This window comes from Pantoea sp. JKS000250, from assembly GCF_003201065.1.
GTDB classification, from domain to species: domain Bacteria; phylum Pseudomonadota; class Gammaproteobacteria; order Enterobacterales; family Enterobacteriaceae; genus Pantoea; species Pantoea vagans.
On sequence record NZ_QICZ01000001.1, the window covers coordinates 121,068 to 147,208 of the forward strand.

33 protein-coding genes and 1 pseudogene are annotated in these 26,141 nt (G+C 52.2%); 28 read left to right on the forward strand and 6 right to left on the reverse strand.

Annotation, left to right across the window (positions count from 1 at the left end):
• Position 1: 1 nt before the first annotated feature.
• From BY447_RS00695 to BY447_RS00780, 20 genes are all read left to right on the forward strand, one after another.
• Positions 2 to 1,534: a terminase large subunit gene (locus BY447_RS00695; protein WP_110330222.1), complete on the forward strand. Its 1,533-nt coding sequence runs from the start codon at positions 2 to 4 to the stop codon at positions 1,532 to 1,534.
• 1 nt (position 1,535) lies between these two features.
• Positions 1,536 to 2,813 carry a phage portal protein gene (locus tag BY447_RS00700; RefSeq protein WP_110330223.1) on the forward strand — a complete coding sequence of 426 codons (1,278 nt, stop codon included), beginning with the start codon at positions 1,536 to 1,538 and terminating at the stop codon, positions 2,811 to 2,813.
• A 17-nt stretch (positions 2,814 to 2,830) separates the two neighbouring features.
• Positions 2,831 to 3,499 (forward strand): HK97 family phage prohead protease, encoded by a 669-nt coding sequence (locus tag BY447_RS00705; RefSeq protein WP_110330224.1) that lies wholly within the window; start codon positions 2,831 to 2,833, stop codon positions 3,497 to 3,499.
• A gap of 11 nt (positions 3,500 to 3,510) precedes the next feature.
• Positions 3,511 to 4,677 (forward strand): phage major capsid protein, encoded by a 1,167-nt coding sequence (locus BY447_RS00710; protein WP_110330225.1) that lies wholly within the window; start codon positions 3,511 to 3,513, stop codon positions 4,675 to 4,677.
• Positions 4,678 to 4,696: 19 nt separating this feature from the next.
• Entirely contained in the window at positions 4,697 to 4,948 is a 252-nt protein-coding gene (locus BY447_RS00715; RefSeq protein WP_110330226.1) for a hypothetical protein, read from the forward strand.
• Positions 4,896 to 5,222 (forward strand): head-tail connector protein, encoded by a 327-nt coding sequence (locus BY447_RS00720; protein WP_323859472.1) that lies wholly within the window; start codon positions 4,896 to 4,898, stop codon positions 5,220 to 5,222. The genes BY447_RS00715 and BY447_RS00720 overlap by 53 nt, the downstream gene beginning before the upstream one ends.
• A gap of 60 nt (positions 5,223 to 5,282) precedes the next feature.
• A complete protein-coding gene (locus BY447_RS23130) occupies positions 5,283 to 5,501 on the forward strand; it encodes a hypothetical protein (protein WP_146210976.1) in 219 nt (72 codons plus the stop codon).
• Positions 5,502 to 5,503: 2 nt separating this feature from the next.
• Positions 5,504 to 5,836 (forward strand): phage head closure protein, encoded by a 333-nt coding sequence (locus BY447_RS00725; RefSeq protein ID WP_110330228.1) that lies wholly within the window; start codon positions 5,504 to 5,506, stop codon positions 5,834 to 5,836.
• The gene (locus BY447_RS00730; RefSeq protein ID WP_110331889.1) at positions 5,829 to 6,314 is read left to right on the forward strand and encodes an HK97-gp10 family putative phage morphogenesis protein; all 486 of its coding nucleotides are present in this window, start codon (positions 5,829 to 5,831) and stop codon (positions 6,312 to 6,314) included. The genes BY447_RS00725 and BY447_RS00730 overlap by 8 nt, the downstream gene beginning before the upstream one ends.
• Positions 6,311 to 6,676, forward strand: coding sequence for a DUF3168 domain-containing protein (locus BY447_RS00735; protein WP_110330229.1), 366 nt, complete (start codon positions 6,311 to 6,313; stop codon positions 6,674 to 6,676). Before BY447_RS00730 ends, BY447_RS00735 begins: the two co-directional genes overlap by 4 nt.
• Before the next feature lie 54 nt (positions 6,677 to 6,730).
• Positions 6,731 to 7,234, forward strand: a complete 504-nt coding sequence (locus BY447_RS00740) for a phage tail tube protein (protein WP_110330230.1) — start codon at positions 6,731 to 6,733, stop codon at positions 7,232 to 7,234.
• Positions 7,235 to 7,278: 44 nt separating this feature from the next.
• Positions 7,279 to 7,764: a phage tail assembly chaperone family protein, TAC gene (locus BY447_RS00745; protein ID WP_110330231.1), complete on the forward strand. Its 486-nt coding sequence runs from the start codon at positions 7,279 to 7,281 to the stop codon at positions 7,762 to 7,764.
• A gap of 5 nt (positions 7,765 to 7,769) precedes the next feature.
• Positions 7,770 to 7,940, forward strand: coding sequence for a phage tail assembly protein T (locus tag BY447_RS23320; protein ID WP_199226910.1), 171 nt, complete (start codon positions 7,770 to 7,772; stop codon positions 7,938 to 7,940).
• A 21-nt stretch (positions 7,941 to 7,961) separates the two neighbouring features.
• Positions 7,962 to 10,445 carry a phage tail tape measure protein gene (locus tag BY447_RS00750; RefSeq protein ID WP_110330232.1) on the forward strand — a complete coding sequence of 828 codons (2,484 nt, stop codon included), beginning with the start codon at positions 7,962 to 7,964 and terminating at the stop codon, positions 10,443 to 10,445.
• Positions 10,446 to 10,460: 15 nt separating this feature from the next.
• Positions 10,461 to 10,802 carry a phage tail protein gene (locus BY447_RS00755; protein ID WP_110330233.1) on the forward strand — a complete coding sequence of 114 codons (342 nt, stop codon included), beginning with the start codon at positions 10,461 to 10,463 and terminating at the stop codon, positions 10,800 to 10,802.
• A gap of 95 nt (positions 10,803 to 10,897) precedes the next feature.
• Complete coding sequence (locus tag BY447_RS00760; protein WP_110330234.1) at positions 10,898 to 11,233, forward strand: hypothetical protein; 336 nt, start codon at positions 10,898 to 10,900, stop codon at positions 11,231 to 11,233.
• A gap of 85 nt (positions 11,234 to 11,318) precedes the next feature.
• Positions 11,319 to 12,056: a phage minor tail protein L gene (locus BY447_RS00765; RefSeq protein WP_110330235.1), complete on the forward strand. Its 738-nt coding sequence runs from the start codon at positions 11,319 to 11,321 to the stop codon at positions 12,054 to 12,056.
• 2 nt (positions 12,057 to 12,058) lie between these two features.
• Entirely contained in the window at positions 12,059 to 12,778 is a 720-nt protein-coding gene (locus BY447_RS00770; protein WP_110330236.1) for a C40 family peptidase, read from the forward strand.
• The gene (locus tag BY447_RS00775) at positions 12,771 to 13,394 is read left to right on the forward strand and encodes a tail assembly protein (RefSeq protein ID WP_110330237.1); all 624 of its coding nucleotides are present in this window, start codon (positions 12,771 to 12,773) and stop codon (positions 13,392 to 13,394) included. Before BY447_RS00770 ends, BY447_RS00775 begins: the two co-directional genes overlap by 8 nt.
• 18 nt (positions 13,395 to 13,412) lie before the next feature.
• Complete coding sequence (locus BY447_RS00780; RefSeq protein WP_110330238.1) at positions 13,413 to 13,553, forward strand: Rrf2 family transcriptional regulator; 141 nt, start codon at positions 13,413 to 13,415, stop codon at positions 13,551 to 13,553.
• Between the two features lie 15 nt (positions 13,554 to 13,568).
• On the opposite strand, the gene BY447_RS00785 is transcribed toward BY447_RS00780, so the two are convergent.
• Complete coding sequence (locus tag BY447_RS00785) at positions 13,569 to 13,868, reverse strand: DUF1883 domain-containing protein (RefSeq protein ID WP_323859473.1); 300 nt, start codon at positions 13,866 to 13,868, stop codon at positions 13,569 to 13,571.
• Positions 13,869 to 14,009: 141 nt separating this feature from the next.
• Here BY447_RS00785 and BY447_RS00790 point away from each other — a divergent pair, with 141 nt between their 5' ends.
• From BY447_RS00790 to BY447_RS00805, 5 genes are all read left to right on the forward strand, one after another.
• Entirely contained in the window at positions 14,010 to 17,222 is a 3,213-nt protein-coding gene (locus tag BY447_RS00790; protein ID WP_110330239.1) for a host specificity protein J, read from the forward strand.
• Positions 17,223 to 17,231: 9 nt separating this feature from the next.
• Positions 17,232 to 17,537, forward strand: a complete 306-nt coding sequence (locus tag BY447_RS23135) for a hypothetical protein (RefSeq protein ID WP_146210977.1) — start codon at positions 17,232 to 17,234, stop codon at positions 17,535 to 17,537.
• Positions 17,534 to 18,184: a hypothetical protein gene (locus tag BY447_RS00795; protein WP_110330240.1), complete on the forward strand. Its 651-nt coding sequence runs from the start codon at positions 17,534 to 17,536 to the stop codon at positions 18,182 to 18,184. The genes BY447_RS23135 and BY447_RS00795 overlap by 4 nt, the downstream gene beginning before the upstream one ends.
• Before the next feature lie 80 nt (positions 18,185 to 18,264).
• Positions 18,265 to 18,549: a TonB family protein gene (locus BY447_RS00800; RefSeq protein WP_110330241.1), complete on the forward strand. Its 285-nt coding sequence runs from the start codon at positions 18,265 to 18,267 to the stop codon at positions 18,547 to 18,549.
• A 59-nt stretch (positions 18,550 to 18,608) separates the two neighbouring features.
• A complete protein-coding gene (locus tag BY447_RS00805; RefSeq protein ID WP_110330242.1) occupies positions 18,609 to 19,877 on the forward strand; it encodes a tail fiber domain-containing protein in 1,269 nt (422 codons plus the stop codon).
• Between the two features lie 258 nt (positions 19,878 to 20,135).
• Here the strand turns inward: BY447_RS00805 and BY447_RS00810 are convergent, their stop codons facing one another.
• Together BY447_RS00810 and BY447_RS00815 are read right to left on the reverse strand one after the other, a co-directional pair.
• Positions 20,136 to 20,885 (reverse strand): PP2C family protein-serine/threonine phosphatase, encoded by a 750-nt coding sequence (locus BY447_RS00810; protein ID WP_110330243.1) that lies wholly within the window; start codon positions 20,883 to 20,885, stop codon positions 20,136 to 20,138.
• A complete protein-coding gene (locus tag BY447_RS00815; RefSeq protein ID WP_110330244.1) occupies positions 20,885 to 21,613 on the reverse strand; it encodes a protein kinase domain-containing protein in 729 nt (242 codons plus the stop codon). The genes BY447_RS00810 and BY447_RS00815 overlap by 1 nt, the downstream gene beginning before the upstream one ends.
• Positions 21,614 to 21,708: 95 nt before the next feature.
• On the opposite strand from BY447_RS00815, the gene BY447_RS00820 reads away from it, so the two are divergent.
• Positions 21,709 to 22,092, forward strand: coding sequence for a hypothetical protein (locus BY447_RS00820; protein WP_323859474.1), 384 nt, complete (start codon positions 21,709 to 21,711; stop codon positions 22,090 to 22,092).
• 65 nt (positions 22,093 to 22,157) lie between these two features.
• Here BY447_RS00820 and pqqA read toward each other — a convergent pair whose 3' ends face one another.
• A complete protein-coding gene (gene pqqA, locus BY447_RS00825) occupies positions 22,158 to 22,229 on the reverse strand; it encodes a pyrroloquinoline quinone precursor peptide PqqA (RefSeq protein WP_010245103.1) in 72 nt (23 codons plus the stop codon).
• Positions 22,230 to 22,397: 168 nt separating this feature from the next.
• Positions 22,398 to 22,670, reverse strand: a pseudogene (locus BY447_RS00830) (TonB-denpendent receptor); the annotation flags it as partial.
• Between the two features lie 182 nt (positions 22,671 to 22,852).
• Between BY447_RS00830 and BY447_RS00835 the strand changes: the two are divergent.
• Positions 22,853 to 23,725, forward strand: coding sequence for an NAD(P)-dependent oxidoreductase (locus BY447_RS00835; RefSeq protein ID WP_110330246.1), 873 nt, complete (start codon positions 22,853 to 22,855; stop codon positions 23,723 to 23,725).
• Positions 23,722 to 24,501 (forward strand): AraC family transcriptional regulator, encoded by a 780-nt coding sequence (locus BY447_RS00840; RefSeq protein WP_110330247.1) that lies wholly within the window; start codon positions 23,722 to 23,724, stop codon positions 24,499 to 24,501. The genes BY447_RS00835 and BY447_RS00840 overlap by 4 nt, the downstream gene beginning before the upstream one ends.
• Here BY447_RS00840 and leuA read toward each other — a convergent pair.
• Complete coding sequence (leuA, locus tag BY447_RS00845) at positions 24,422 to 26,137, reverse strand: 2-isopropylmalate synthase (protein ID WP_110330248.1); 1,716 nt, start codon at positions 26,135 to 26,137, stop codon at positions 24,422 to 24,424. The two genes, BY447_RS00840 and leuA, sit on opposite strands and share 80 nt — an antisense overlap.
• Positions 26,138 to 26,141 lie beyond the last annotated feature (4 nt).

Below are 26,141 nucleotides of genomic sequence, written 5' to 3' on the forward strand. Positions count from 1 at the left end.
GATGGTTAAAAAAACTCTGACAAGAGCTGAAAGAAATATTGCCTGGTGTGAAAAGCATATCCTTATCCCTGAAGGAAAGTTTGTAGGTCAGCCGTTGAAGATGGCCCCTTTTATGAAGGATGACTTCAGGGCTATTTTCGATAACGTTCACGGTACCCGGCGCGGCATTATCACCAGGGGGCGTAAGAACGCCAAAACTGTTGAAACTGCCATGTTGATGCTGCTCTACCTTGTAGGGCCTGAAGCCGCCCATAACTCACAGCTTTATTCTGCAGCCCGTTCCCGCGATCAGGCAGCAATCCTGTTCAATCTGGCATCAAAAATGTGCCGCATGAACCCTGTGCTCATGCAGTACGTTGCCATAAAAGACTCAGCAAAAGAGATTCATTGTCCGGACCTCGGTTCCTATTATCGCGCCCTCAGCGCAGAGGCAACCACGGCATATGGTTTTTCACCGCGTTTCGTTGCCCATGATGAGCTGGGTCAGGTTCGTGGTCCGCGTGATCCCTTGTATGAGGCTCTGGAAACCGCGACAGCAGCTCAGGAAAACCCTATATCCATCATTATCAGTACGCAGGCACCGGACGCCAGTGATCTGCTTAGCCTGCTGATTGACGACGGACTGACCGGGGCTGACCCGCGAACGGTGGTCAGGATAGATACCGCACCCGAAGATATTGACCCGTTCTCAGTTGAGGCAATCCGTTTAGCCAATCCTGCCTTTGATGTCTTCATGAATCAGCAGGAAGTGCTGGACATGGCCGCAAGTGCCAAACGCCTGCCGTCACGACAGGCCGAATTTGAAAACCTCGTACTCAACCGGCGCGTCGAGGCTAAAAGCCCCTTTGTCAGCCAGACCGTCTGGCACATGAACAAAGAAGAGCCTGATGATCTGAACGGGGTCACCGTCTGGGGCGGTCTGGACCTGTCGAGCGTGTCTGACCTGACTGCGCTGGTACTGACTTCTGCCAAAGGTGATGTTCACAGTAAGTTCTGGCTCCCTGCAGAAGGGCTGGCTGACAAGGCCCGTAACGACCGAGTGCCATACGATATATGGGCGAAACAGGGCTACCTGAACACGACACCGGGTAAGGCTATTGAGTATGCCTTTATCGCAAAAGAGCTGAGAAAACTTTTTGACAACTGCAACGTCAGGGCCATCGCTTTTGACCGCTACAACATGCGTTTCCTTCGTCCGCACCTGATTGATGCCGGGTTTACCGAATCTGAACTTGAGCGATTTATAGAGTTTGGTCAGGGGTTTGTTTCTATGTCTCCTGCGCTGCGCGAACTGGAAACAAAGCTTCTTGGTGCTCAGCTGAAGCATGGTAACCACCCGATTCTGGAAATGTGCGCCAAAAACGCAACTGTCATCACCGATCCCGCAGGCAATCGCAAGTTTGTTAAGGGTAAATCCAGCGGAAGAATAGATGGCATGGTTGCGCTGGCGATGTCGATTGGTGCGCAGAACAGTGATGAGGTGGAAGAGCAGGGCGACGTTGACGACTTCATCTATAACTTTTTGAGCGTTTAAAATGGCAGATACCGATTACAGCATTGACCTGCGAACGCGGTCGCCTTTCTGGGCACGCATGGCCTCTATTCTTACCGGTGGACGCCTGGTGACGCCAGATAGTGGTTCACAGATGGCAGGTACGTCCGCACACGGCGTGGTGGGGGATTCTGTTGTTACCGACGAACGCAATATGCAGATCAGCACAGTGTGGGCCTGCATCCGCTTAATTTCCACAGTCACTGCATCCCTCCCTCTGGACGTATTCGAAACGGTGAGCGACCAGCGAAAGAAGGTTGGAAATGAGAACCCGCTGGCGAGACTGTTGAGATTCAGGCCCAACAACTTCATGACGGCGCTTGAGTTTCGCGAGGCCATGACAATGCAGCTCTGCGCGTATGGAAATGCATACGCTCATGTTGAGCGAAACAGCGTGGGCGATGTGATCAGCATGGTTCCGCTGATGAGTGCCAATATGGATGTGCGCCTGAGCGATAACGGTAAAACCGTTATTTACCGCTACAAGCGTGACAGTGAATACGCCGATTTCAGGATTAAAGAAATCTTCCATCTGAAAGGCTTTGGCTTCAATGGCCTGGTTGGCCTGTCGCCTCTGGCCTTCAGTGCGAAATCGGCAGGCGTTGCAATAGCGATGGAAGATAATCAGCGTGAGTTCTTCGCCAACGGTGCCAAGTCCCCGCAGATACTGATGACTGACGGTAAGGTGCTGACCAAAGAGCAGCGCGGGCAGCTGGAGGAAAATTTTAAAGAGATCGCTGGTGGCCCGGTTAAAAAGCGTCTCTGGATTCTGGAAAGCGGCTTTACCACTCAGGCAATTGGCGTTTCTCCTCAGGACTCAGAAATTCTGGCGGCACGTAAGTTTCAGGTGGCAGAGCTGGCACGCTTTTACGGCGTTCCCCCGCATCTGGTCGGGGATGTTGATAAATCCACCTCGTGGGGCAGCGGGATTGAACAGCAGAATCTGGGTTTTCTGCAGTACACGCTGAAACCCTATCTGGATCGCTGGGAATACAGCATTGAGCGATGGCTGGTCAAAGATGCTGAGCAGGGCAGGATTCATGCCGAGCACAATCTGGATGGCCTGCTGCGCGGTGATTCTGCCAGTCGCGCCACCTTTATGCAGATCATGGTTAATACCGGCATCCGCACGGTGAACGAAGTTCGAAGGCTGGACAACCTGCCGCCTCTCCCCGGCGGTGATGTGGCAACCCGCCAGTCACAAAATATACCCATTACCGACCTCGGCACAAACACTAAGCCCCGCACTGACGGGGCTTAATTTTTATGGGGGCTTAAATGCCGGACATTCAGAAAACGCTGTCCTTTAACCAGGCGGAAATCAAGTTTGCAGGCGATGGCAGTCAGGGAATTTTTGAAGGCTACGCCTCTGTGTTTAACAACACTGATTCTGACGGCGACATTATTCTTCCCGGCGCTTTCAAAAACACGCTGGCCACGCAAAGCCGCAAGGTGGCGATGTTCTTTAATCACCGCACTTTTGAAGTGCCGGTTGGTAAGTGGGAGACGCTGGAAGAGGATGAAAAGGGGCTTTTTGTCAGAGGTCAGTTAACGCCGGGCCTGAGCGCTTCATCTGATCTTAAAGCCGCGATGCAGCACGGCACCGTTGAAGGTATGTCAGTCGGATTTTCCGTATCAAAAGACGATTACAGCATCGGTACTACGGGAATGATCTTTAAAAACATCTCCTATTTACGGGAGATCAGCGTCTGCACCTTCCCGGCTAACGAGCTTGCTGGCGTGTCTGCCATGAAGAGCATCGAAACAATCAAAACCATTCGAGACGCGGAAGCTTTCCTGAGGGATTCAGCAGGGCTTTCGCGTGCAGAAGCACAGGCATTTCTTGCCAGTGTTAAGTCCGCAGGTCGGAGCGAGTCCGATAGCGGCGACATTGACGCGCTTGCACAGCGCATAACTTCCTTTGCCGCTAACCTGCGGAACGCATAACGGAGCATTACATGTCTGAATTAGCCACTCTTGAAAAAGCGATTGAGAATTCACAGAAAGAAGTGAAACAGCTCATCGAAGAACAGCGTAAATCCATCAACGAAAACGGCCAGATTAACCAGCAGCTTCAGACTGACCTGGCAAAAGCACAGGACGAGCTGAAGACTACGGGCACCCGCCTGTTTGATCTTGAGCAGAAGCTGGCAGGCAATTCACCTGATCAGACCGCTCAGAAGTCATTTGCAGAGCGTGTCTCTGAAGACCTGATCAAAGGCTGGGATGGCTCACGTACCAAAGCAAAAGTGACCAGCTTTGACAAGGCGATCGGTTCCGGCATCACCTCTGCCGGTAGCCTCGTTCTGCCACAACAGAATCCGGGCATTCTTATGCCTGGCCTGCGTCGTCTGACCGTTCGAGACCTGCTGTCACAGGGCCGCATCTCCAGCAATGCCCTCGAATATGTCCGTGAGAACGTATTCACCAATGCGGCTGCGCCGGTAGCTGAAGGTACGCTGAAGCCTGAGAGCAACATCACCTTCACTAAAGAAACCGCGAACGTGAAAACCATCGCGCACTGGATTCAGGCATCACGTCAGATTATGGATGACGCGCCAGCCCTGCAGTCTTACATCAACTCCCGCATGATGTACGGTCTGGCACTGGTTGAAGAGAACCAGATGCTCAACGGTGACGGCACTGGTGACAATCTTCAGGGTTTGAACGTGGTTGCTAACGAATACGAAGCGGCACTCAATGCCACCGGTGATACCGGAGCTGACGTTCTGGCGCACGCTATCTATCAGGTGTCGCTGAGCGAGTTTGAAGCGGACGGTATCGTGCTTAACCCGGCTGACTGGCACCGCATCGCGCTGCTGAAGGATGCCAACGGCAACTATATCCTCGGAGGCCCTCAGGCTTTCGCTTCGAAAGTGCTGTGGGGTCTGCCGGTTGTTTCAACGACCGCTCAGGCAGCAGGTAAATTCACAGTCGGCGCGTTTGGCCTGGCTTCTCAGGTGTGGGACCGCATGGACGCTACCGTTGAAATCAGCAATCAGGATCGCGATAACTTCGTGAAAAATATGCTAACCATTCTGTGTGAAGAGCGTCTGGCGCTTGCGCACTATCGTCCTGCCGCCATTGTGACCGGCGATATCACCGTTGCCGCTGGCGGCGCATAACTGAAGGGCGCGGTCAGCAATGGCCGCGTTTACAGACATGAAGATTAAAGCCCTGCGTATGTTCTCACACTTTCATCTCGGCACTGTTTCTCAGGGCGAGATTAAGGTGGTTAAAAAAGAAATCGGTGAGGCTCTGGTCGGGCTGCATCTGGCTGAAGCGCTGGAAGATGCCTCATCAGAGGAGAATTCCTCCAGACCTGCAAAAAAGGTGGTGAAAGGTGGAAATAAGCCCGCAGCAGATGGCGCAGATAAAGACGCACCTGAGAGTTGATCACGATGATGAAGACGACCTGATTAAGGGGTATGCCGCAGCGTCAGTTGACTTCGTCGAGCATTACTGTGACGGCTCTCTGGTTGTACAGCTTACGCCTCCTGAAGAGAACGATGAACCTCCGCGCGAGGTTCTTTTTTCTTCCGGAATATGGCAGGCGATGCTGCTGCTTATCGGTCATTACTATGCAAACCGTGAAGCAAGCGGGCAGAGCCAGTCTGAAATCCCGTTTGGTGTGGAGGCGTTGTTATACCGGCACCGTAAGTGGCACTGATGGCCTGTTCAGGATGCCAGAAGCGCCGCGAATGGCTTAAAAAAATGGTGGCACTCGCTAATGAAAGAATTACAGGAAAGCCTGCTGGCAACCACGCTGGAGAAGCTGGCAGAGAGTCTTCATCAGGTCGCACAGGGAATGAAGTCGCAGAGCGAAGCGATAAACCGCCTGGCTGAATCAAACGAGGCTCTTGCTGCCGTGGTTTATCAGTCAGTCATTGACGTTTCAGACAATGACATGCCAGCGCCGACATATCTTAGCGGGGCGACTAAGGGGTGATTATGCAGGCCGGAAAATTACGTCACCGCGTCTCGCTCCAGAAGCCTGTCAAAACCCAGAACCCTGCAACAGGCGCTGTCGTTAATTCCTGGCAGGAAACCGCAACGCTGTGGGCGGAGGTTGCCCCGCTGTCTGCTCGGGAGTTTGTCGCGGCACAGGCCACACAGAGTGAAGTGACCACACGTATCACCATTCGCTTTCGCAGCGATGTGACACCGAAGCATCGCATCGTTTATGCCGGGAAAATCTATAACATTGAAGGTGTTCTGGCTGACGATAAAAGCGGTCGTGATTACCTGACGCTTCCGTGCTCAGAGGGCGTAAATGATGGCTGATGGCGTTGATTTTAACCTGACGGGCATGGATTCACTGCTGGGCAAGCTGAGTGAAATCAGCGATGACCTCAGGCGAAAGGGTGGCAGGGCCGCACTGCGTCGTGCTGGAAATGTTATTGCTGACAAAGCCAGAGCCAATGCCCGGCAGTTGGATGATATGTCAACGGGAAGGAGTATCGCGAATAACGTTGCGCTTCGCTGGAACGGAAGGCTGTTCAAACAGACGGGAAACCTTGGGTTTCGCATTGGCGTTGCGCACGGCGCGGTTCTGCAAAAACATCCCGACAAAAGCGTGAATGCACCTACTCCCCACTGGCGACTGCTTGAGTTCGGCACGGAAAAAATGAAGGCGCAGCCATTCATGCGCCCTGCAGCTGAAAGCAGTATCGATCAGGTCGTTAATACCTTTGGCACCGAGTACGAACTGGCAATTGACCGGGCAATTAAACGCGCCCGTAAGAAGGGGCAGTCACCGTGATAGCACCCATTTTTCCCGTCTGCAGCGCCAGTCCTGAAGTTAATTCTTTGATTGGTGGTGAAAGCCTGCGACTGTATCCCTTTGGTCAGCAGGATGACGATGTCACTTACCCCTATGCTGTCTGGCAGAACATTACTGGTGAGCCGGAGAATTACCTGGCTCAGCGCCCTGATACGGATACGTTCACGCTTCAGGTTGATGTTTATGCTGATACACCTGAAGAAGCGATTGCTGTGGCCGCAGCGCTGCGTGATGCCATAGAACCCCACGCCTACATCACCCGATGGGGCGATCAAACCCGCGACAATATAACCAGACGATACCGGTACTCATTCGATGTTGACTGGATAGTGCCGCGCTGACTGAACTATTCACCCACCGGCCCTGTGCCGGTTTTTTTATAACCGGAGATAACAATGTCTGTACTGACGCAAGGCACACAGCTTTTTGTGCTCGCAAAAGGCGCGGTGAGCGAAATTGAGTGCATTACTGCATTTTCACCCGGCAGCAACCCTGCCGATCAGATTGAAGACACCTGTCTTTCCGAGCGACTGGATCGGACCTATAAGCGTGGTCTGCGCACGCCGGGTGCAGCATCCCTGACGCTGAATGCGGACCCGAAAAACACCAGTCACATCATGCTTTATAACCTGTCTATTTCTGATGCTGAAGACGATCAGGATCTGACCTTTGCTATTGGCTGGTCAGATGGAACCGCTTCGCCAGCTGCCGCTGCTGATGGCGCTGCCGATGCAGTAGATGGGCTGACGCTGCCTGACAGCCGCACATGGTTTGTGTTCAAAGGTTATGTCTCCGACTTCCCTTTTGATTTCGCTGCCAACACGGTCGTCTCTTCTTCTGCTTCCATTCAGCGCTCTGGCTCTGCTGTATGGGTGCCTAAAGCTGCTGCCTCTGCCTGATTTCAGGGGCGATTCTGCCCCTGATTTATTAACCGGAATAAACGATGAAATTGACACTCGATACGCTTAAAACCGCCGGTGCCTTTACCGGGCGTCCGGTCGAAAAAGAAATCAGCTGGAAGCAGGGCGACAAAGAGTTCACAGCGACCGTATATGTACGTCCGATGGGCTATCACACCGCCACATCTGATGTGCTTGCGATGGGCGGCAAAGTAGATGGTGTGGCAGGCCGCATCGCAGCATCAATCTGTGATGAGTCTGGCAAACCCGTTTTCACCCCCGCTGACATCACCGGTGAAGCTGACCCGGAGCGTGGCTCTCTCGACGGTGCGCTGACCATTGCGCTGCTGGTGGTCATTCAGGAAGTTAACGACCTGGGAAAGACTTCGAGCTCAGCGCCGAAGACGAATTCTGGTGCGAGCTCGTCCTCAACGGCATCGGCGGGAGCACCATCGCCGAAGCGCGTGAGACGATCACCTTCAAAGAGTCGCAGCTCTGGGCAAAATACCGGGAACGCTACGGAAGCCTGAACCCCATGATGCGCACCGAGTGGGGCGCAGGGGTGGTGGCAAGCATCATCGCTAACGTGAACCGGGATTCGAAAACGCCGCCGTTCAGCCCGACCGATTTCACTCTGCACTTCACAAAAGTCACTGCTGCTGATGAGCCGATTTCACTTAATGAAGCCATGACCAGCTGGGGATAACAGCCGCCAGACGGAGAATTTATGGCTTCAAAATCACTTGGCACGCTGACGATTGACCTGATTGCAAAAGTGGGCGGCTTCGTTTCAGGTATGGACAAGGCCGAGCGTGCATCTGAAAAGTGGGCTAAGCAGGTCCAGAAAGACGCCGCTACCAGTTCTGCCGCACTGCTTTCGGTGGGCGGCGCGGTTCAGGCGGCAGCGCTCGCGGCAGGCACAGCCGGTTTCGCTTTGCTGAAATCAACCTCTGAACAGGTAAATGCCACAGACCAGTGGGCGAAGTCATTGAAAATGTCCACTCAGGAGCTGCTGGCATGGCAGTTCGCGGCTGAGAAAGCCGGTGTCGCTGGCGACAACATGGCGGACATTTTTAAAGACCTCAGCGATAAAATCGGTGATGCGGTCCTGAATAAGTCAGGGGAGGCCGTTGATGCACTTAACTCGCTTGGCCTGTCTGCCGATAAGTTGTCGAAGGTAGCACCCGACAAGCAGTTACTGGCGATTGGCGAGGCGCTGGGCAAAATCAGCACCAACGCAGGCAAGGTCACTATCCTTGAAAGCCTGGGCAATGACCTTTCAAAACTTCTTCCGCTATTCGACAACAACAACGCAAAGCTGACTCAGTTCATTCAGCTGGCGAAAGATTATGGCGTCGCGCCTGATCCGCAATCCATTGATGATCTGATTAAGGTCAACACCCTGTTTCAGGATATGGAGGCGCAGGTAAAAGGGCTGAAGATGGAGATTGCAGCCGGGCTGGCGCACGTTGACCTGAGTCCGCTGAATAACTCTCTCTCAGACATTCATGATGTGCTGACCGATCCACAGGTTCTGCAGGGAATCGCTGACCTGGTCAGTCAGGTGGCACAGCTTGCCGGATGGCTGATTAAGGCTGCGGCGGGCGCAGGAAAGCTGGCATCCGCTTCCGGTAACAGAATGGCCGCGCTGGGTAATCGCGTGGATATGGATAATCCAGACCAGATTCAGGCCCGTATTGACTACCTGAACAGCACGACAAAAGGTCGCGGCAACGGAATGTACGATGGCAGCCAGACCTTTCTGGGCTGGATTATGGGCAAGGACGATAGTGTTAAAGCGGTATCTGACGAAATCGCCACGCTAACCGGACGCCTGGCAGAGCTAAATAAGCAGCCTAAAGACATCAAAGTGTCGCCTGAGGTCACACCGGGAACAGCTTCTTCACTACTGGACTTCGGGCTTGATAAGGGAGAAACAAACGGCAAGCCGCCAAAGGCGAAAAAAGACACTGCAGCTGCAAAGCTGGAGTCTGCTTTCAAGGCTACTGAGCGTGGCTATATGCGCCAGATTGAGCTGATTGACACAACCGGTAAAAAGACGGCTGTCGTGACCGAACAGCAGAAACTTCAGTTTGATATTGCTGACGGAAAACTGCAGGGGCTTAACGCCACACAGCAGAAGCGTCTGGAATTTCTGGCGCAGGAAGTTGACCGGCTGAATGCGGTCAAAAAGGCGAATGAGGAAAATGCCAAAATAGCGGCATTCGTTGCAAACCTGCAGGCGCAGAACAGCAACGCAAAATCATCGCTGAATATTGACGTTCAGGGGGCCGGTCAGGGCTATAAAGAGCGCCAGCGCATGAAGGAACGCCTGAGCATAGAGCGGGAATACCTCGATCAGCAGCGTGAACTGCAGACGCAGTATCAGTCTGGTGACATCACCAAATCCCTCTATGAACGTGAAACCAGCGCTATCGGCATCGCCATGAGCGACCGCCTGAAAATTCAGGAAGACTATTACAAAAGCATGGATGCCATGCAGTCTGACTGGATGGGCGGCGTAAGTGACGGGCTCGCGAACTGGCTGGACACATCATCAAACTATTCGGCCTCAGCAGCAAGCGTCGTCAGCAGCTCTATGGATAGTGCGCTGGATAACGTTTCATCCATGCTGATGGGGAACAAAGCCAGCTGGAAAGACTGGGCATCCTCAGTGCTCAGCATGATCGCCAAAGTCGCTCTGCAGATGGCTGCGGTTAATCTAGTGAGTGGCATTGTCAGTTCAGTCGGTGGCGCTGCTGTTGGCGCTGCGTCGGCTGGCGGTGGCACAGCGAATAACTCATTCAGCAGCGGTTCCTACAACAACCTGACGCTTAACGCTAAAGGCGGAGTATATGAGTCCCATGACCTGAGCCAGTACAGCGGATCAGTTGTCAGTTCTCCGACGCTGTTTGCCTTCGCTAAAGGTGCTGGCCTGATGGGTGAGGCGGGTCCTGAAGCGATTATGCCGCTGACGCGTGCGGCAGATGGCTCACTGGGTGTGCGTGCGATAGGTAATGGCGGTGGCAGCGGCGGTACATCTATTTCTGTAAGCGCACCTGTCACAGTTGAGGGTGGCGCGGCCGGAGAAACCAGTAGCGCCAATACGGCCAATACTGCCCGACAGCTACAGAGCCTGATTCAGATGGTACTTTCAACTGAACTGAAGAAAGCGATATTGCCTGGCGGAATACTTTACCGGGGCGGATAACAATCATGGTGAAAAATGGCGATTGATACTTTTGGCTGGTGCGTCAGAACGGGGGCGACGGAAGAGGTCACAGTTGCCACGCTTCAGGCTCAGTTCGGTGATGGATATAAACAGGTTGCCGGTGCCGGAATTAATGATCAGCGTGAATCGTGGCCGGTTACCTGCAGCGGCAGCAAAGCAGAGATGGCGAATGTGAGGGCTTTTCTCAAAGCACACGTCACCGCCTCCTGCTGGTGGGTCAATCCGTGGGGAGAGAAAAAGCTTTACCGCGTTAAGTCTGATTCAATCCGGCCCGCCTTCATCAACGGCAACTTCGTGGAAATCACTTTTACCTTCGAACAGGCTTTCGCACCATAGATAGCTGATTCAGCCTAGTCAGTTGGGTTTCTTACTTCCCTTTGTGACACATCACGACTAGGATTTATCTTATCTTTTACTTTTGGGATAGGGACATGAAGAAGTCAATTCTATTGGGGGCTTTGTTGGCTTTTGGAGCCAATGCATCTACCACATATACTAAAGAACAGTTGAATGATATGGATCAGTCGGGCCAGTATCCGGAGCAAGAATCACCGGTTACTAAAGGTATTGAAAGTGTGGATTTTGATAAATGCAAAAATGATACAGGGAGCATTTACAACCAAGTATTAGGTAATTATCCAGCCAAGGAAGTGGTTGATTCAGATGTTCTGTACGTAGTTAAAATTTGGACGAATGATGGCGCAATCATGGTTTCTTGCTCTGAGCCAGATGGGAAAAAGGTAATAACACAGTCATCCTACAGGTGATGGATATCAGGGAATAAAGCTCCACATAAATATCAAATCAATGAACCCGGCCGCAGCGCCGGGTTTTTTATTGCCCGGAGTAAACATGAGCTTTAACCAGGACATTCAGGCGCTGGAGCCGGGGAGTCTGGTCCAGCTGATTGAGATTGATGGTACAGCCTTCGGGCTTGATACCGTGCTGCGCTTTCATGCGTATAACCTGCCGACCGAAGGCTGGAAGTCTTATGCAGCGGAAAACCTGCCATCAATCATCTGGCAGGGTAATGAGTATGATCCGCACCCCTATGAGCTGACCGGCATGGAAATGAGCAGCACCGGGTCACAGCCGACGCCAAAGCTCTCAGTCGGCAACGTGGGAAACTATGTCACGGCGCTCTGCCTGCAGTTTGACGACATGGTGAAGGCTAAGGTGCGCATTCACACCACGCTGGCAAAGTATCTCGATGCGGCAAACTGGACAGCGGGCAATCCAAACGCCAATCCGCAGGAAGAGCGCGTTCAGCTGTTTTACGTGAATGCGAAAACCTCCGAGACGCGTGCTCAAGTAGATTTCGAGCTCTGTTCTCCGTTTGATATCCAGAGCCTGCAGCTTCCATCGCGCCAGATCACGCCGGTCTGTACCTGGTGCATGCGTGGATGGTACCGCACCGGCACCGGCTGCGATTACGCAGGCAGTCGGTATTTCACCAAAGACGGCACGGCAACTAATGACCCGTCAAAAGATGTCTGCGGCGGACGTATGGCTGACTGCAAAGCACGCTTTGGCGATGATCAGCCACTGCCGTTCGGCGGGTTCCCGGCTGCAAACCTGCAGGGAAAATAACGATGCGCAAAAAAATTCTTGATTCGATACGCGAGCACGTTGCCGCCGAATACCCGAAAGAGGCATGCGGTCTGGTCATCCAGTCAGACCGGACCCAGAACTACATCCCATGCCGGAATATCGCTGACGCGCCGACCGAGCATTTCACACTGTCACCGGAGGATAAGCGGGCAGCTGAGGCGCAGGGCGACATACTGATGGTTATCCATTCACATCCCGATGTGCCGCAGCTCATTCCGTCAGAACATGATCGGGTACAGTGCGACTTTTCCGGCGTGGAGTGGGGCATCATGTCCTGGCCGGATGGCGACTTCTGCACTATCAGCCCGCGCACCGACCGCGACTACACTGGCCGTCCCTGGCTGATTGGCAGCAATGACTGCTGGACACTCATCATGGACTGGTACCAGCGTGAGCACGGCATCACCCTGAAAAACTGGTCTGTTGACTATGAGTGGTGGGTGGACGGCAAAGAAAATCTGTATGACGACAACTGGCAGTCAGAGGGTTTTGTGGAGGTTGAGCCAGCGGAATTGTATGAGGGCGACATGATCATGATGCGCATCAGCGCCCCGGTAACGAACCATGCCGCAATCTATCTGGGAAACAATATCATTTTGCATCATAACGCCGGGAGCCTCTCTACACGGGTACCTTATGGCGAATACTGGCGCAACCGTACCGTGCGCATTGTGCGCCGAAAGGAGCTGATGGATGCTTAAAACCATGCGACTCAAAGGCCGGATGGCAAAAATGTTTGGTCCGGTTCACCAGTTCCACGTTGCGGATTTACGGGAGCTGCTGCGTGCGATGTGCTCACAGGTGCTAGGCTTCAAAAAGTATGTGTCAAACGCGCATCTGAACGGAATCCGGTTCGCCTTCTTCAGCGGCAAAGACAATATCGGCCTGCAGGAATTCGATATGTCCTCAGCCGCAACTGAGTTTCAGATGGAGCCGGTGCTGGAAGGGTCAAAGCGCGGCGGTACGCTGCAGATCATTATCGGTGCCGTCGCGATTGTGGCCGCGTTCTTCACCGCTGGCACGTCATTGGCGGCATACGGTGCTGCGCTCGGTACCACCACTGCGACAGGTCTGGCCGTAACCGCGCTGACCAGTATGGGTATCAGCATGCTGCTCGGCGGGGTCGTGCAAATGCTGACCCCTCAGCCCAAACTTAACGTAGGTGCTTCATCCAGCACGGACAACAAGCCGAACTACGCGTTCGGTGCGCCGGTTAACACAGTCGCTATGGGCTATCCGGTGCCGGTGCTTTACGGGACGCGGGAAATCGGCGGCGCGGTCATCAGTGCAGGCAGCTTTACCAGCGATCAGCAGTAATCAAAACAGGAGAAGATCATGAAAGTGAGCATTACCGTATATGATGAAATTATCTGGATGCGTGACGGCTTTAATCAACAGGGTATTGCTTCTCAGGGTTACATTAAGGACGGCACACAGAAAAAGATCATTGCCGCCCTTGAGGACGCTCTGGCCTAGGCTAAAGGTGAAGCACTAAGCTGGGATAACGCTAATGCTGTGCTGGATGCTGGCTGAACCTCCGCCTAAATCCAGAGTAATATTCCAGTAGCCTGAATAGGGGACATGAAGATGAGCAGGAGGGCGTTTGAAAAAACCTCCACCTCCATGATGCTGAAATCTACTTCCTCTTTTATAGCTATTAAAATTGCTGTCGGTTGTCATCAGTATATTGCATTGATGAGAACAGTTAACGACAACAGTATCGCCCTCGTTGAGGTGCATTCTTTTATGTAGATACTGCATACCTTTTCCTTTCCAGAGGTAATCAGCCATCCCTCATTGCTGTGTGCGCCCATGCCCCAAACATGGACGGGCTGAATACTCAACATATCCTTAACTGTCTATCAGTAACATCCTGATATTCGATCAGTAATTCTCAGGCCACCCTAGGGTGGCTTTTTTTATGGGTGAAATATGCGACTTCTTGAAGGTGCTGTGATTCAGGGCAGTAAAGGTGGTGGCGGGAGCGCCCATACGCCGGTAGAGCAGGCAGACGACCTTCTGTCTATCGCCAAACTGAAAATGCTGCTGGCTATCTCTGAAGGTGAAATTCAGGGCGACTTAACCGCGCAGCAGATTTACCTGAACGATACGCAGCTGGCGAATGAAGACGGCACCTATAACTTTACCGGCGTTGTGTGGGACTGGCGCAGGGGAACACAGGACCAGACCTATATTCAGGGCATGCCTGAAGTCGATAACGAGCTGTCAGTGGGCGTTGCCGTCACACAGTCCGTCGCCTGGACCCGCCAGTTCACCAATCTGACGCTTGATGCCATTCGCATTAAACTAAGCCTGCCGGTGCAGTACCAGTATAAAGATAATGGCGACATGGTCGGCACCGTAACGCAGTATGCCATTGACCTTTCTACAGATGGCAGTTCATGGACCACGGTTGTTGATGGCAGCTTTAATGGCAAAACGACATCAGAGTACCAGCGCGATCACCGTATCGATTTGCCTAAAGCGACTTCTGGCTGGTCCATCCGGGTACGCCGCATTACCGCTGACTCGACATCCTCAAAGCTTTTAAACGCCTTCAAAGTATTTTCTTTTGCAGAGGTCATCGACAGCAAGCTGCGCTATCCCAATACAGCGCTGCTTTACATCGAGGTGGATGCCAGCCAGTTCAGCGGACAGGCACCAAAAGTCACCTGCAAGCCAAAAGGGCGTCTGGTACGCGTGCCAACGACCTATGATCCAGTTTCACGCACGTATGCCGGTACATGGCTGGGTGATTTCAAATACGCCTATACAGATAACCCGGCATGGATTTTCTATGATCTGGTGCTGGATAAAATCTTTGGTATGGGGACGCGTGTCGATGCCACCATGATCGACAAGTGGGAACTTTACAGCATCGCACAGTACTGCGATCAGATGGTGCCTGACGGTGCTGGCGGCACGGAGCCGCGCTTTACCTGCAACGTATTCATCCAGAGCCAGCAGGATGCTTACACAGTGCTGAAGGACATTGCGGCAATATTCCGTGGCATCACGTTCTGGGGTAACAGCCAGATTTTCGTGAATGCAGACGTGCCGCAGGTCGATTCAGACGGCAATGTTGACGTTGATTTTGTTTACCACGCAGCGAACGTTATCGACGGCCTGTTCACTTATGCCGGTGGCAGCTATAAAAATCGCTATTCATCCTGTCAGGTGAGCTGGTCCGATCCGATTAACCACTACTCTGACACGGTAGAAGGCGTTTACGATTCAGACCTGGTGCAGCGTTATGACGTGCGGGAGATGAGCCTCACGGCCATTGGCTGCACGTCTCAGAGCGAGGCGCACCGGCGTGGACGCTGGGCTATTCTCTCCAACGCGAAAGATGGGACCGTATCATTCGGTGTTGGCCTGGATGGTTACATTCCGATCCCGGCTGAGATTATTGGTGTAGCTGACCCGTTCCGCAGCGGTAACCAGAACGGTGGACGCATCAGTTCGGTTAACGGCCTGCGCGTCACGCTCGACCGGGCTGTTAATTATGCTGCTGGTGATCGGCTGGTTGTGAACCTGCCGGACGGAACCGCGCAGACACGCACAATCGGCAGCATCAGCGCCGATAAGAAAACGGTCAGTGTGAATACCGCTTTTCGCATTACGCCGATTGCGGGAGCAGTCTGGACCATCGACAGCGATAATCTGGCTATTCAGTATTTTCGCGTCACCTCAGTAGCCGGGAATGATGACGGCACGTTTACCATTACCGGTGTGCAGCACGACCCGAACAAGTACCGCTACATCGATGACGGCGTGCGTATTGAGCCAGCACCAATCACGGTAACGCCAATCAGCGTGCTTAAGGCACCGGCCAACATCAAAGTCAGCGAAGTCAGCTTTGTTGAGCAGGGGCTGTCTGTTTCATCAATGCAGGTAACGTGGGACCGTGTTGAGGGTGCAATCAGCTACATGGCTCAGTGGCGCAAGGACAAAGGGGACTGGATCAACGTCGCAGTCACCAGCGCACAGGGCTTCAGTATTCAGGGTATATATACCGGGGTCTATGATGTCCGGGTGCGTGCCGTTAACGCGGCAGAAGTCTCTTCTCCATGGGGATACGCCGACTCAACCTCACTCAGTGGCAAAGCAGGTAAGCCGGGCATGCCGGTTAACCTCCGTGCTACTGACAATGTGGTCTGGGCAATCGATGTAACGTGGGCGTTTCCTGATGGTTCCGGTGATACCTCTTACACAGAGATTCAGGTGACCACAACGGCAGACGGGCAGAATCCGCAGTTTCTAGCTTATGTTCCTTATCCCGGCGTCAGCTACCAGCACGGACCGATGTCCGCAGGCGTTCGCCGCTGGTATCGCGCCCGGCTGGTGGACCGCATAGGCAATACTGGCGATTGGACGAAGTTTGTCGAAGGTGCCAGCAGTGTAGATGCGACCGCGTTGCTGGGCGACATTACCGAGCAGGTCCTGAAAACGGATGCCGGTAAGCAGCTCATTGCCAAAGTCGATACCAACATTGATGCCATGCTGCAGAACGCGCTGAACCTCGATGCAACGGTTGATCACCAGATGGCTATCGCTGGTGCTAACAACCAGAACCGGGCCGACATCCTGACCGTTAAGCAGACCATCGCTACTAACGGCCAGGCTTATGCGCAGAAATTTGAGCAGGTGCAGGCGGCAGTGGGTGACAACGTGGCAGCAATTCAGCAGACCTCGACGGCGCTGGCTGACACCAATGGCAAGCTATCAGCACAGTACTCCGTGAAAGTCGCCGTGGACAGCAACGGTCGCCAGTATGCGGCTGGTATGGGGATTGGCGTTGAGAACAGCCCTTCCGGCATGCAGACACAGGTGCTGTTCCTGGCTGATCGTTTTGCTGTGATGTCTCAGGTTGGAGCGACACCGAAAACCTTCTTTGCCATCCAGAACGGGCAGACCATCATCAACTCAGCTTTTATTGGTGATGCGACAATTACCAGCGCGATGATCGCTGCGTATATCCAGTCAACTAACTATGTTGCTGGGACAGCTGGCTGGAGGCTGGGTAAAGATGGGACATTTGAGAGAAATGCTGCAAATGGCTCAGGCAGGGTTGTAGACACGGGAACATTAAGACAGGTCTATGATTCAAATGGCACTTTACGCATCAGAGACGGTCTCTGGTAAGGAGAATAAATGCCAGGTGGCCTTCAATGCTGGGATGCAAATGGAAAGCTGATAGTTGATATTGGAGATTACAACACTCGATATCTTGGCAGAACATCCGTCACCATGGCGGCGAATACAAATCAAGTTACTGGGTCATTTGGGGGGCTGATGACATCAGGAGCATTTGTTGTTGTTGTTTCAGCGTCAAGCTCTGTTTATTTCACTCCTTCTAATTTTGCTGCTCGTGCATATGATGGCGGATATCGCATATTTAAACTCTCAGCATATAGCGCTGCAGTTACCTTAACTTTGGACATGTACGCATTCATATGAGTGGATATCAGGTTTTTAACTCTGCCGGGGCACTTGTAATTGATTCAGATTATAAAGGTACCTATTACCGCGATACGGTGAACTATACAGGTATAACTGATATAGGTTATTACAACATTTCATGTCAGCTTGGAAATTCCACCGATATGGGGCATGCGAACGCGAGCATTCCACTAGATGATAATTTGCGGTGGTTCAAGCCAAATAACAATGCCAAGATGTTTTTCACCGGCCCTGACTGGATGACTGCCAATGCTGGCTCGATGGCGCGAAGTCGAAGTGATATGCCTGTCGAAAGTGGTTACAGAGACGTTTTTAACTCAGCAGGGCAGTTAGTGTGGTCGGCTGTTATGGCTGCTAAAATACCCCGTATCCTGGGGTTTTTCGATGTTCCTGCAAACTTCGATTTAGATAATTCCGTTTATTCACAGGCTATAGGGAATAATACATGGATTCTTGTTAGCTCTGTGCCTGGCGGAAATATTTCTGACGATGGATCAGCCACCGGTTTTTCAGGGCCATTCTTTAGATTCCAGAATGGAACGTTGCAGTGCCAGTGGGTTAACCAGCTTCAGCAGTCATGGGCTAGCACGCTGAAGCCTTATGGCATGCGAATTCCATACGGGATATTTTCAAATCTTAGTTAAAATAATCTATCAGTAAGATCATTTTTGCGATTTGATATTAATTACATATGGATGTGATATATGAGAAAATGGAGGTGGGTATGAAAAATATTTTAACGGCGCTGCTAATCACCCTGTCAACTAGTGTACACGCAGAGAATAAAATCACTTATCCTGATAGAGCAGAGAAGCTCCGATTTGGAGGCGAGGTTGAGTTAGTTTACGACGTATCGCCAGAAGGTAATGTTAGGAACGTCAGAATCTTAAATGTCTATCCAAAGTACCTTTTTGATCGCGAGGTAAGGCGGCAAATATCTTCCTGGAAATTCCCAAAAAATGAGCCAAAAAAAGATGTTCCGTTAAAAATCATTTTTAAGCCAATATAACCAATGATCTTCCATGAACCCGGCCACCGTGCCGGGTTTTTTAATGTCCGGAGAAAATTATGCCTGCAGGCACTATAGCATTAACCAATAACTCGACAACTGTAACTGGCTCGGGTACCAGCTTTACTACTGAGCTTAAAGCGAATGATTTCATAGTTGCCATTATAGGTGGTGTTACCTATACGCTTGGCGTGCAGTCAGTTAACTCCGCTACCAGTGTAACGCTCACGACTGCATATAACGGCCCTAATGCATCTGGGGTGGCATGGACTGCCGTTCCAAACGCCGCACTAGTGGGCATAACGGCGCAGGTCGCTGCAGATGTTGCTAAAGCCATTCGCGGCCTGAATATGGACAAGCAGAACTGGCAGCAAATTTTTAGCGGCACAGGGAATGTGACCGTCACACTCCCTGATGGCAGTCAGTATAGCGGCCCAGCCTGGAATTCTATTGTTAAGCGGGATGGTTCAATCCCTATGACGGGTTCTTTAACCGCTCCAGCCATTGAACTGATGAGCATCACACCGTATATCGACTTTCACTATAACAATTCCTCAGCAGACTTCACGGCCCGCATTCTTCATACGGAAGCACAGGCGTTAGAGGTTACAGCCGGTACTGGAAATATATCTTTCAGGGTAAATGGTGGCTTGCGGGTGGGAGGCGCTGGGTATTCTGGCGGCATTAATATCTATCGGGGGAACGGAGACGAAAATGCTGTATGGGGTATTAATGCGAATGACGGGAATCTAAACATCGTGAGGGGAGGTTCTACTGCCGTTGATCTGAATTTTGGCGGAGCCCGCCTGAATAACTTCCTTGGGCTTAGAGGGCGGCAAGGTACATCTGGTGGAACGCTGGGTAACCCGTATAATTTTTATTGGACAGGAGCAGGGTTACAGGCTTGGGTAGACACATCAATGGTGGGAACCATCACCAGTGGCTCCACATCAGACAAAGGACTTAAAAAAGGCATCAAATATCGGGACGATGCCAGTAAAGCACTCACGCAAGTGCTCCAGTGGCGACCCGCTGACTTCAAAATGAAAGCACGAGGCATTGTTCCTGAGTCAGCTGAACAGCTTGGTTTTATTGCCAATGATTTGGTGCAGGTGTCTCCAGAGTGTGTGAGTGGCAGCGGTCTGCCAGACGATTTTGATATCGACTCAGACCCGAATAATCCTGATGCGTACTACCTGAACCAGATACCAATGATTGCCAAACTTACACAGGCCATTCAGGCCCAACAGAAAATCATCGACAGCCAGGCGGAGATTATCAAGGCTATGGGCATCAGGCTGAAAGACCTTGACGGTCTCGATGGATAAATAAGCCCGGCGACCGGGCAACGGTTCAGCTGCTCCTGTTTGAGCAGGCTACAGGGTGGGTAATTTGAGGTTAGTCATCTACACCCGAAGTAGGCAGCCTAAACATCCATTCTCAATCAGACACATACTGAAAAGCCTTTGACTTAATCAGAGGCTTTTCTTTGAGCCCGAACTGAGCGTGGATTTCACTTGTATGTACATACTCAGTTTTTCAGGCTTGCCGGTTGCGAAATAAGTCCCGAAGTTAGGTGCTTCGATTTAACGTGATAAATTGAACTTTACCGATATCAATGAATAGTCATCAACGGGGGGACCATTTTCAATCCTTTTCTTCAAACTTGACGTGAATCTGGATGGTTCAGATAAAGTGTTATTTGAGAAGCGAGGCCTTTTCTCCCAAAAGCCGTGAGAACCATCTGACATTAGGTATAAAATAAAACTATCAGCATTTCCACACAGTTCTGATATTTTTATCTTGGTTATATTATACTCAAGATCTAAAGTGCGGGATATCGCAGTTGTTAACATGTTTTTTCCCTTGGCATTTTTTAGCTCACGCGCTGTAAATATGCCTTTATCAATATATGACTGATGCTGAGTATGATCCTTAGTAATTTGTTCAAGTTTATTATTTTTTTTAATATATAACCTACAATCTCCTATGTGCGCAATTGTCACCTCTTCAGAACCTATATGGCACAAAGTTAGTGTACTGGCAGCATTAACTAAGGCCTTATCAACTTCGCTTAATTTTTTTACATTTTCTTTTAGATTGGGAAATAGATTGCTTAAGCCATGCTCAAATTCTTCTGCAAAGTTTTCAGACAAATATTCGATCACTGAGTTTGACGCAAGATGACCACCTTCATAGCCGCCCAAACCATCAGCAATGGCAAACAGCCAGCCTTTTGATAACTTTAAAGGGGGTAATATGGAATCTTGGTTTTGACTTCCATTTTCTTTTGGGAGCGAATAGTATGCGGCCGAAATTAAAGTAGCATTTTTCATTAAATCCCGCCTATTTTTACAATGTCAGCAATCAACTGAGAAGTGTTTAAGTAACGCTTTTGCAGTCTCCTATCGGTGCATTTAGAAACTATATCATCAAATCCATCAATGTTTAACTCTTCAATTATTATTCCAATGGAAAATATATCAGATTGATTGGAGTAACCATTAAGAACAACATTATGATCGAAGTATTTAGGTGTGCGAGGAAAATGCCCTACTTGGGTGAGTATTTTACTGGCCTCTGCTGGATCCATATGCCTGGCAATACCAAAATCAGATATTTTATAAGAGCCATCTTTAAATTTTAAGATGTTCTGAGGTTTTATATCACGATGAAGATAACCCTTAGAGTGAATCCAATTAACTCCATGTGACAACATCAAGATGGCTTTTATTTTATCAGCCTTAGTCAGTGATTTGTCATCAATTTCATCTTGAAGGCTTTTCTCTGCAAGCTCCATTACAAACCAAGCAGGAGTTGTATCCAAGCTTGCAATGAAAATTTGTGCTACATATTTATGTAAGCAGCGATCTTGGGCCTTAACCTCTCTTCTAAATCGAGCAAGTAAACTTGGATCCTGATGTTGGTTACTCAATATTTTCCTAGCGTAATATCCGCAAAGAGAGTCGTTAATATTGGTAAGTTTAACCTTTTCAACATCGCCAAAACTCCCGTCACCGATATGCTCAATCGACTCAATTTTATAACTGCCATGTGTAATCACTACAATCTCCTAGAGGATGTAATTCCCTGGTAATCATTTAATTTTTATTATTTTTTCATGAACATAGAAAGTGGGCACATGATGTGAACACAAAAATGGTGAAGCATCATAACGCAGTAGAAATACTTATAGATACTGTTTTTTTATCAGGGTATGAATCACATTATTATAAACATCACTTAGTTGCCGGCATCTTAACACCCTTTCCTGCTATTGATTACACCGAGCGTCATTTCGACCTGAACTACCTCCTGATGCCTAAACGAAACAACGTGATCCTGATTTTGATACCTGACGGGTTCGTGCTTGCCGGCAAGTCAATGAAGCCTGTCAACGGCGATACGGTTGTTTTCCAGATGGGCGAATGCCCGCAACATGGAAGACTGTTTCGTACAGGTATTATCACTTTAGACGGTGAGACGATAGACGAAAAGGGCTGGAAGGGATTATCGTGCTGGGGAAGGTCACGTACGAGATAGTATCCGTTTATGAGGCTCTCAGGCCAACTATCTGAAAAATGCCCGCACATTCGCGGGCATCTTCATTAACGGTTAGAAATGTACAGAGTCACTTCCAGACCTAAGCGCATATCAATAAATGCTGGCTTCTTCCACATAGCAATTCCCTCCTGAGAGTTAAACCCACCGAATTATACTTCAAAAATCAAAGATAAATTGAGTACATAAATGAGTACAATAATTTTCATGACTCATTCTGCGATATCCTAATAAATATAAAGATAACATAGAATTAGCCATGATCTTTAAAAGTGAAACACACAGCTCTGCCTCTCATGCTCATAACTCTGCCGGTTCTGGATCTGCAGACCCGGCACGCTGCTGAGGTTTTCCGACAGGTTTACGCGCGGTGCCGCCTGACGTATATCGTCGCCGCTGACCACACTCAGGGCGGCGGGGGTATCGAGTTCGTTAAGGCCCGTTTCCGGCGGAGCGGCCGTCACGACCAGGGTATTGTCATTATCCGCCGCCAGCAGCGGCAGCGGCAAAATGGCAGGCAACATCAGCAGCGTCGCCTGACGCAGAGAGAGTATTTTCATTATCAGAGGCCTGAAAAAAGAAGCGTAAATGAACCAGGTGGAACAATTGCCGCATATGGTAAGGCTTCGGGGTGCCGGGGTACACCGTTTCACGCTGGATTTTTTTGCTGTTTACCGCCAGGCTGGAATCCATCTTTTGCAGTAATAAGGCATCCAGCGTTGACGGATGCAGACACAAACTTATGGGAGTCAGCATGAAACAACCTGAAGTGGCGGTTCTGGGATTAGGCGCAATGGGGCACGCATTTGCCGCCAACCTGCTGAAAAAAGGCTTTCGCGTACACGGCTGGAACCGCACCCGCGCGCGCGGCGAAGATTTGCTGGACGCCGGATTGCAGCTGGCGGATTCACCGGAAGAGGCGGTGCGTGAAGCCGATGTGATCATCGCCATGCTCTCCGACGGCGACACCACAGAGCAGGTGCTGCATCAGGCTAAAGCGGCATTTAAGCAGGGTGCGACGCTGTGCCAGATGGGCACCATCGGCGTGGAAAAAACCGACGCGCTGATCGCCTTTTTCGCAGCGGAACGACCGGATCTGCTGTTTATTGACGCGCCCGTTTCCGGCACCAAAGCACCCGCAGAAAACGCACAGATTCTGGTGCTGGCCAGCGGCGATCAGAGCCGTGCGCAGGCGACAGAAGCGGTGTTTGCCGCCATCAGCAAAGGGACAAAGTGGCTGGGCGAGGCGGGCAAAAGCACCCGGATGAAGCTGGTCATCAACAGCTGGCTGATCGGCATGATGCAGAGCCTGGCGGAGAGCACCCGACTGGCGGAGGATTTCGGCTTTTCCACCGACGATCTCTGGCAGGTGCTGGAGGGCGGTCCGCTGGCCGCGCCGTATGCGAAAATGAAGCTCGGGATGATCGCCAGCGACGACTACACGCCGCAGATGCATCTGATCTGGGCGCTGAAGGATGCCCGCCTGGCGCTGGATGCGGCAGAAACACCCTTACCGGCGCTGGAGAACATCGCTCAGCTCTGGCAGCAGGCGGTGGACGCCGGACTCGGTGAAGAGGATCTGGCGGTCATCTACCGCTATCTGAAGGCGCAATGAGTCAGCAGCATTTTGACTTCAGCACGCGCCCGCTGGTGCCACTGGCGCACGACTACCTGCACGGTGCCAGTGAACCCTGGCATCATCACGCCTGCGCCCAGTTGATCCACACGCTGAGCGGCGTGGTGCGGGTCGAGACGGAGCTCGGCAGCTGGATAGTGCCGCCGAGTCGCGGCGTCTGGCTGCCCGCGTTTACCCGCCATGCGCTGCACATTACCGGCAGCGTCGCGGCGCGTACGCTGTTTATCGATCCGCTGGCGCGTGCTGATCTGCCCGCCAGTTGTCAGGTGGTGCAGATCTCGCCGCTGCTGCGCGAGCTGATTGTCACGGCGCTGAGCCTGCCGGAGCAGTACAGTGCCGGGAGCCGGGCTGAGCGGGTGATGGAGTTGATTCTGGATGAGATTCGGGGCATGGATGTGCTGCCGTTTGCGCTGCCGACGCCCGACAGCCCGCGGTTACAGTCGCTGTGCGAGCAGATCCAGCAGACGCCCGGTGAAAGCTGGATGCTGGAGCGTGCCAGCGCTCAGATGAATGTCTCGGGCCGCACGCTGGCCCGTCATTTCATGCGCGAAACCGGACTGCAGTTCAGCGACTGGGTGCGACGTGCCCGCCTGGCAATCGCCCTGACGCGGCTGGCGCAGGGCGACTCCGTGCTACGGGTGGCGCTGGAACTGGGCTATGAAAGCCCCAGTGCGTTTAGTGCGATGTTTCGTCGTCTGCTGGGCGTTGCGCCCACTGACTACTTCCCGCCTGCAGAAACTGGCCTGCCGCGCTGAGCAGCGCCTGCAACGCGGCGCGGGCCGTATCGTTGTCGATACTTACTCCCCAGACCCGTACACCCCGGGCATCCACGCAGCTGATATAGGCCACAGAACGGCTGTCGCTGCGCCGTCCCAGCGTATGCTCATGATAGTCCTCAATGGTCAGTTGCAGGTCAAACGCGCTGCGCAGGGCATTCACCGCCGCCGACAACCAGCCGTTGCCGCTGCCGGTCAGTGTCAGCGAGCGGTCCTGAACCAGCACGCTGGCGATGATCTGCGTCTGTCCGCCGCTGTCACTCTGACTGTCAGCCCGCTGCAATGCCACCGCAGGCTGCGTCACGCCATACTGACGGCAGAAGAGCTGCCACAGTGCATAATGCGTCATTTCGCCGCCGTGCCGGTCCGTCTCCAGCTGAACACAGCGGCTGAAATCCTGCTGCAGCGCACGCGGCATCTGCAAACCGTGATTCTGCTCCAGCAGCCAGGCAGCACCGCTTTTACCCGACTGGCTGTTCACGCGGATCACTGCCTCATAGCTGCAGCCAATGTCGGCGGGGTCCAGCGGCAGGTAGGGCATCAGCCACTCTTTCTCCTGCTGTTCGGCGCGGATGGCGAATCCTTTTTTAATCGCATCCTGATGAGAGCCGGAGAAGGCGGTGAAGACCAGTTCGCCCGCATAAGGATGACGCGGATGGACTGGCAGCTTGTTACAGCGGGTCACGACCTCAATCACCTCATGCATCTGGCTGAAATCGAGCTGCGGTGAAATGCCCTGGGTATAGAGGTTCAGCGCCAGCGTTATCAGATCCACATTGCCGGTGCGTTCGCCGTTGCCAAACAGGCAGCCTTCGACCCGGTCAGCGCCCGCCAGCAGCGCCAGTTCTGCACAGGCGACGCCGGTGCCGCGATCATTGTGCGGATGTACGCTGATGCAGACGGCGTCGCGACGGCTGTAGTGGCGGCAGAAAAACTCAATCTGATCGGCATAGACGTTGGGCGTATTCACCTCCACGGTGGCGGGCAGGTTAATGATCATTGGCCGCTGCGCGTCAGGCTGCCAGACATCGGCCACCGCCTCGCAGATCTCCAGCACAAACTCCGGCTCGGTAAAGCAAAAGGTCTCAGGCGAATATTCAAACGTCCATTGGGTCTCCGGCTGCGCCTCACATTCTGCGCGGATCTGCCGTGCGCCCGCCGTCGCCAGCGCCACGATTTCCGCTTTGCTCTGTTTAAACACCCGCTCGCGAAACAGCGCCGCGGTGGCGTTATAGAGATGCACAATAGCGCGCGGCACACCCTGTAATGACACAAACGTGCGGGCAATCAGATCCTCGCGCGCCTGGGTCAGCACCTGCAACGTCACCTCCTCCGGGATGCGCTGTTGCTCAATCAGGTCACGAACGAAATCGAAATCCGTCTGCGACGCCGAGGGAAAGGCAACTTCAATCTCGCGGAACCCGCAGCGCAGCAGCAGATCCCAGAACGCCATTTTCCGTTCCCGATCCATCGGCTCTGCCAGCGCCTGATTGCCATCACGCAAATCGGTGGAGAGCCAGCGCGGAGCCTGCGTCAGCTGGCGCGACGGCCACTGGCGGTCGGGCAGCTCAATCAGCGGGGAGGGGCGATATTTATTAGCAGGTTGGGTCAGCATAGGA

Excerpts from the sequence above, each read along its gene's own strand:
- BY447_RS00695 (WP_110330222.1), top strand. The coding sequence starts at position 2 with ATGGTTAAAAAAACTCTGACAAGAGCTGAAAGAAATATTGCCTGGTGT.
- BY447_RS23135 (WP_146210977.1), top strand. The coding sequence starts at position 17,232 with ATGCCAGGTGGCCTTCAATGCTGGGATGCAAATGGAAAGCTGATAGTT.
- BY447_RS00745 (WP_110330231.1), top strand. The coding sequence starts at position 7,279 with ATGAAATTGACACTCGATACGCTTAAAACCGCCGGTGCCTTTACCGGG.
- BY447_RS00835 (WP_110330246.1), top strand. The coding sequence starts at position 22,853 with ATGGGAGTCAGCATGAAACAACCTGAAGTGGCGGTTCTGGGATTAGGC.
- BY447_RS00840 (WP_110330247.1), top strand. The coding sequence starts at position 23,722 with ATGAGTCAGCAGCATTTTGACTTCAGCACGCGCCCGCTGGTGCCACTG.
- BY447_RS00800 (WP_110330241.1), top strand. The coding sequence starts at position 18,265 with ATGAAAAATATTTTAACGGCGCTGCTAATCACCCTGTCAACTAGTGTA.
- BY447_RS00755 (WP_110330233.1), top strand. The coding sequence starts at position 10,461 with ATGGCGATTGATACTTTTGGCTGGTGCGTCAGAACGGGGGCGACGGAA.
- BY447_RS00740 (WP_110330230.1), top strand. The coding sequence starts at position 6,731 with ATGTCTGTACTGACGCAAGGCACACAGCTTTTTGTGCTCGCAAAAGGC.
- BY447_RS00820 (WP_323859474.1), top strand. The coding sequence starts at position 21,709 with ATGGTGAAGCATCATAACGCAGTAGAAATACTTATAGATACTGTTTTT.
- BY447_RS00770 (WP_110330236.1), top strand. The coding sequence starts at position 12,059 with ATGCGCAAAAAAATTCTTGATTCGATACGCGAGCACGTTGCCGCCGAA.
- BY447_RS00765 (WP_110330235.1), top strand. The coding sequence starts at position 11,319 with ATGAGCTTTAACCAGGACATTCAGGCGCTGGAGCCGGGGAGTCTGGTC.
- BY447_RS00785 (WP_323859473.1), bottom strand. The coding sequence starts at position 13,868 with ATGGCTGATTACCTCTGGAAAGGAAAAGGTATGCAGTATCTACATAAA.
- BY447_RS00780 (WP_110330238.1), top strand. The coding sequence starts at position 13,413 with ATGAAAGTGAGCATTACCGTATATGATGAAATTATCTGGATGCGTGAC.
- BY447_RS00730 (WP_110331889.1), top strand. The coding sequence starts at position 5,829 with ATGGCTGATGGCGTTGATTTTAACCTGACGGGCATGGATTCACTGCTG.
- BY447_RS23320 (WP_199226910.1), top strand. The coding sequence starts at position 7,770 with ATGATGCGCACCGAGTGGGGCGCAGGGGTGGTGGCAAGCATCATCGCT.
- BY447_RS00750 (WP_110330232.1), top strand. The coding sequence starts at position 7,962 with ATGGCTTCAAAATCACTTGGCACGCTGACGATTGACCTGATTGCAAAA.
- BY447_RS00700 (WP_110330223.1), top strand. The coding sequence starts at position 1,536 with ATGGCAGATACCGATTACAGCATTGACCTGCGAACGCGGTCGCCTTTC.
- BY447_RS23130 (WP_146210976.1), top strand. The coding sequence starts at position 5,283 with ATGAAAGAATTACAGGAAAGCCTGCTGGCAACCACGCTGGAGAAGCTG.
- BY447_RS00795 (WP_110330240.1), top strand. The coding sequence starts at position 17,534 with ATGAGTGGATATCAGGTTTTTAACTCTGCCGGGGCACTTGTAATTGAT.
- BY447_RS00810 (WP_110330243.1), bottom strand. The coding sequence starts at position 20,885 with ATGAAAAATGCTACTTTAATTTCGGCCGCATACTATTCGCTCCCAAAA.
- BY447_RS00710 (WP_110330225.1), top strand. The coding sequence starts at position 3,511 with ATGTCTGAATTAGCCACTCTTGAAAAAGCGATTGAGAATTCACAGAAA.
- BY447_RS00790 (WP_110330239.1), top strand. The coding sequence starts at position 14,010 with ATGCGACTTCTTGAAGGTGCTGTGATTCAGGGCAGTAAAGGTGGTGGC.
- leuA (WP_110330248.1), bottom strand. The coding sequence starts at position 26,137 with ATGCTGACCCAACCTGCTAATAAATATCGCCCCTCCCCGCTGATTGAG.
- BY447_RS00705 (WP_110330224.1), top strand. The coding sequence starts at position 2,831 with ATGCCGGACATTCAGAAAACGCTGTCCTTTAACCAGGCGGAAATCAAG.
- BY447_RS00715 (WP_110330226.1), top strand. The coding sequence starts at position 4,697 with ATGGCCGCGTTTACAGACATGAAGATTAAAGCCCTGCGTATGTTCTCA.
- BY447_RS00725 (WP_110330228.1), top strand. The coding sequence starts at position 5,504 with ATGCAGGCCGGAAAATTACGTCACCGCGTCTCGCTCCAGAAGCCTGTC.
- BY447_RS00775 (WP_110330237.1), top strand. The coding sequence starts at position 12,771 with ATGCTTAAAACCATGCGACTCAAAGGCCGGATGGCAAAAATGTTTGGT.
- BY447_RS00760 (WP_110330234.1), top strand. The coding sequence starts at position 10,898 with ATGAAGAAGTCAATTCTATTGGGGGCTTTGTTGGCTTTTGGAGCCAAT.
- BY447_RS00805 (WP_110330242.1), top strand. The coding sequence starts at position 18,609 with ATGCCTGCAGGCACTATAGCATTAACCAATAACTCGACAACTGTAACT.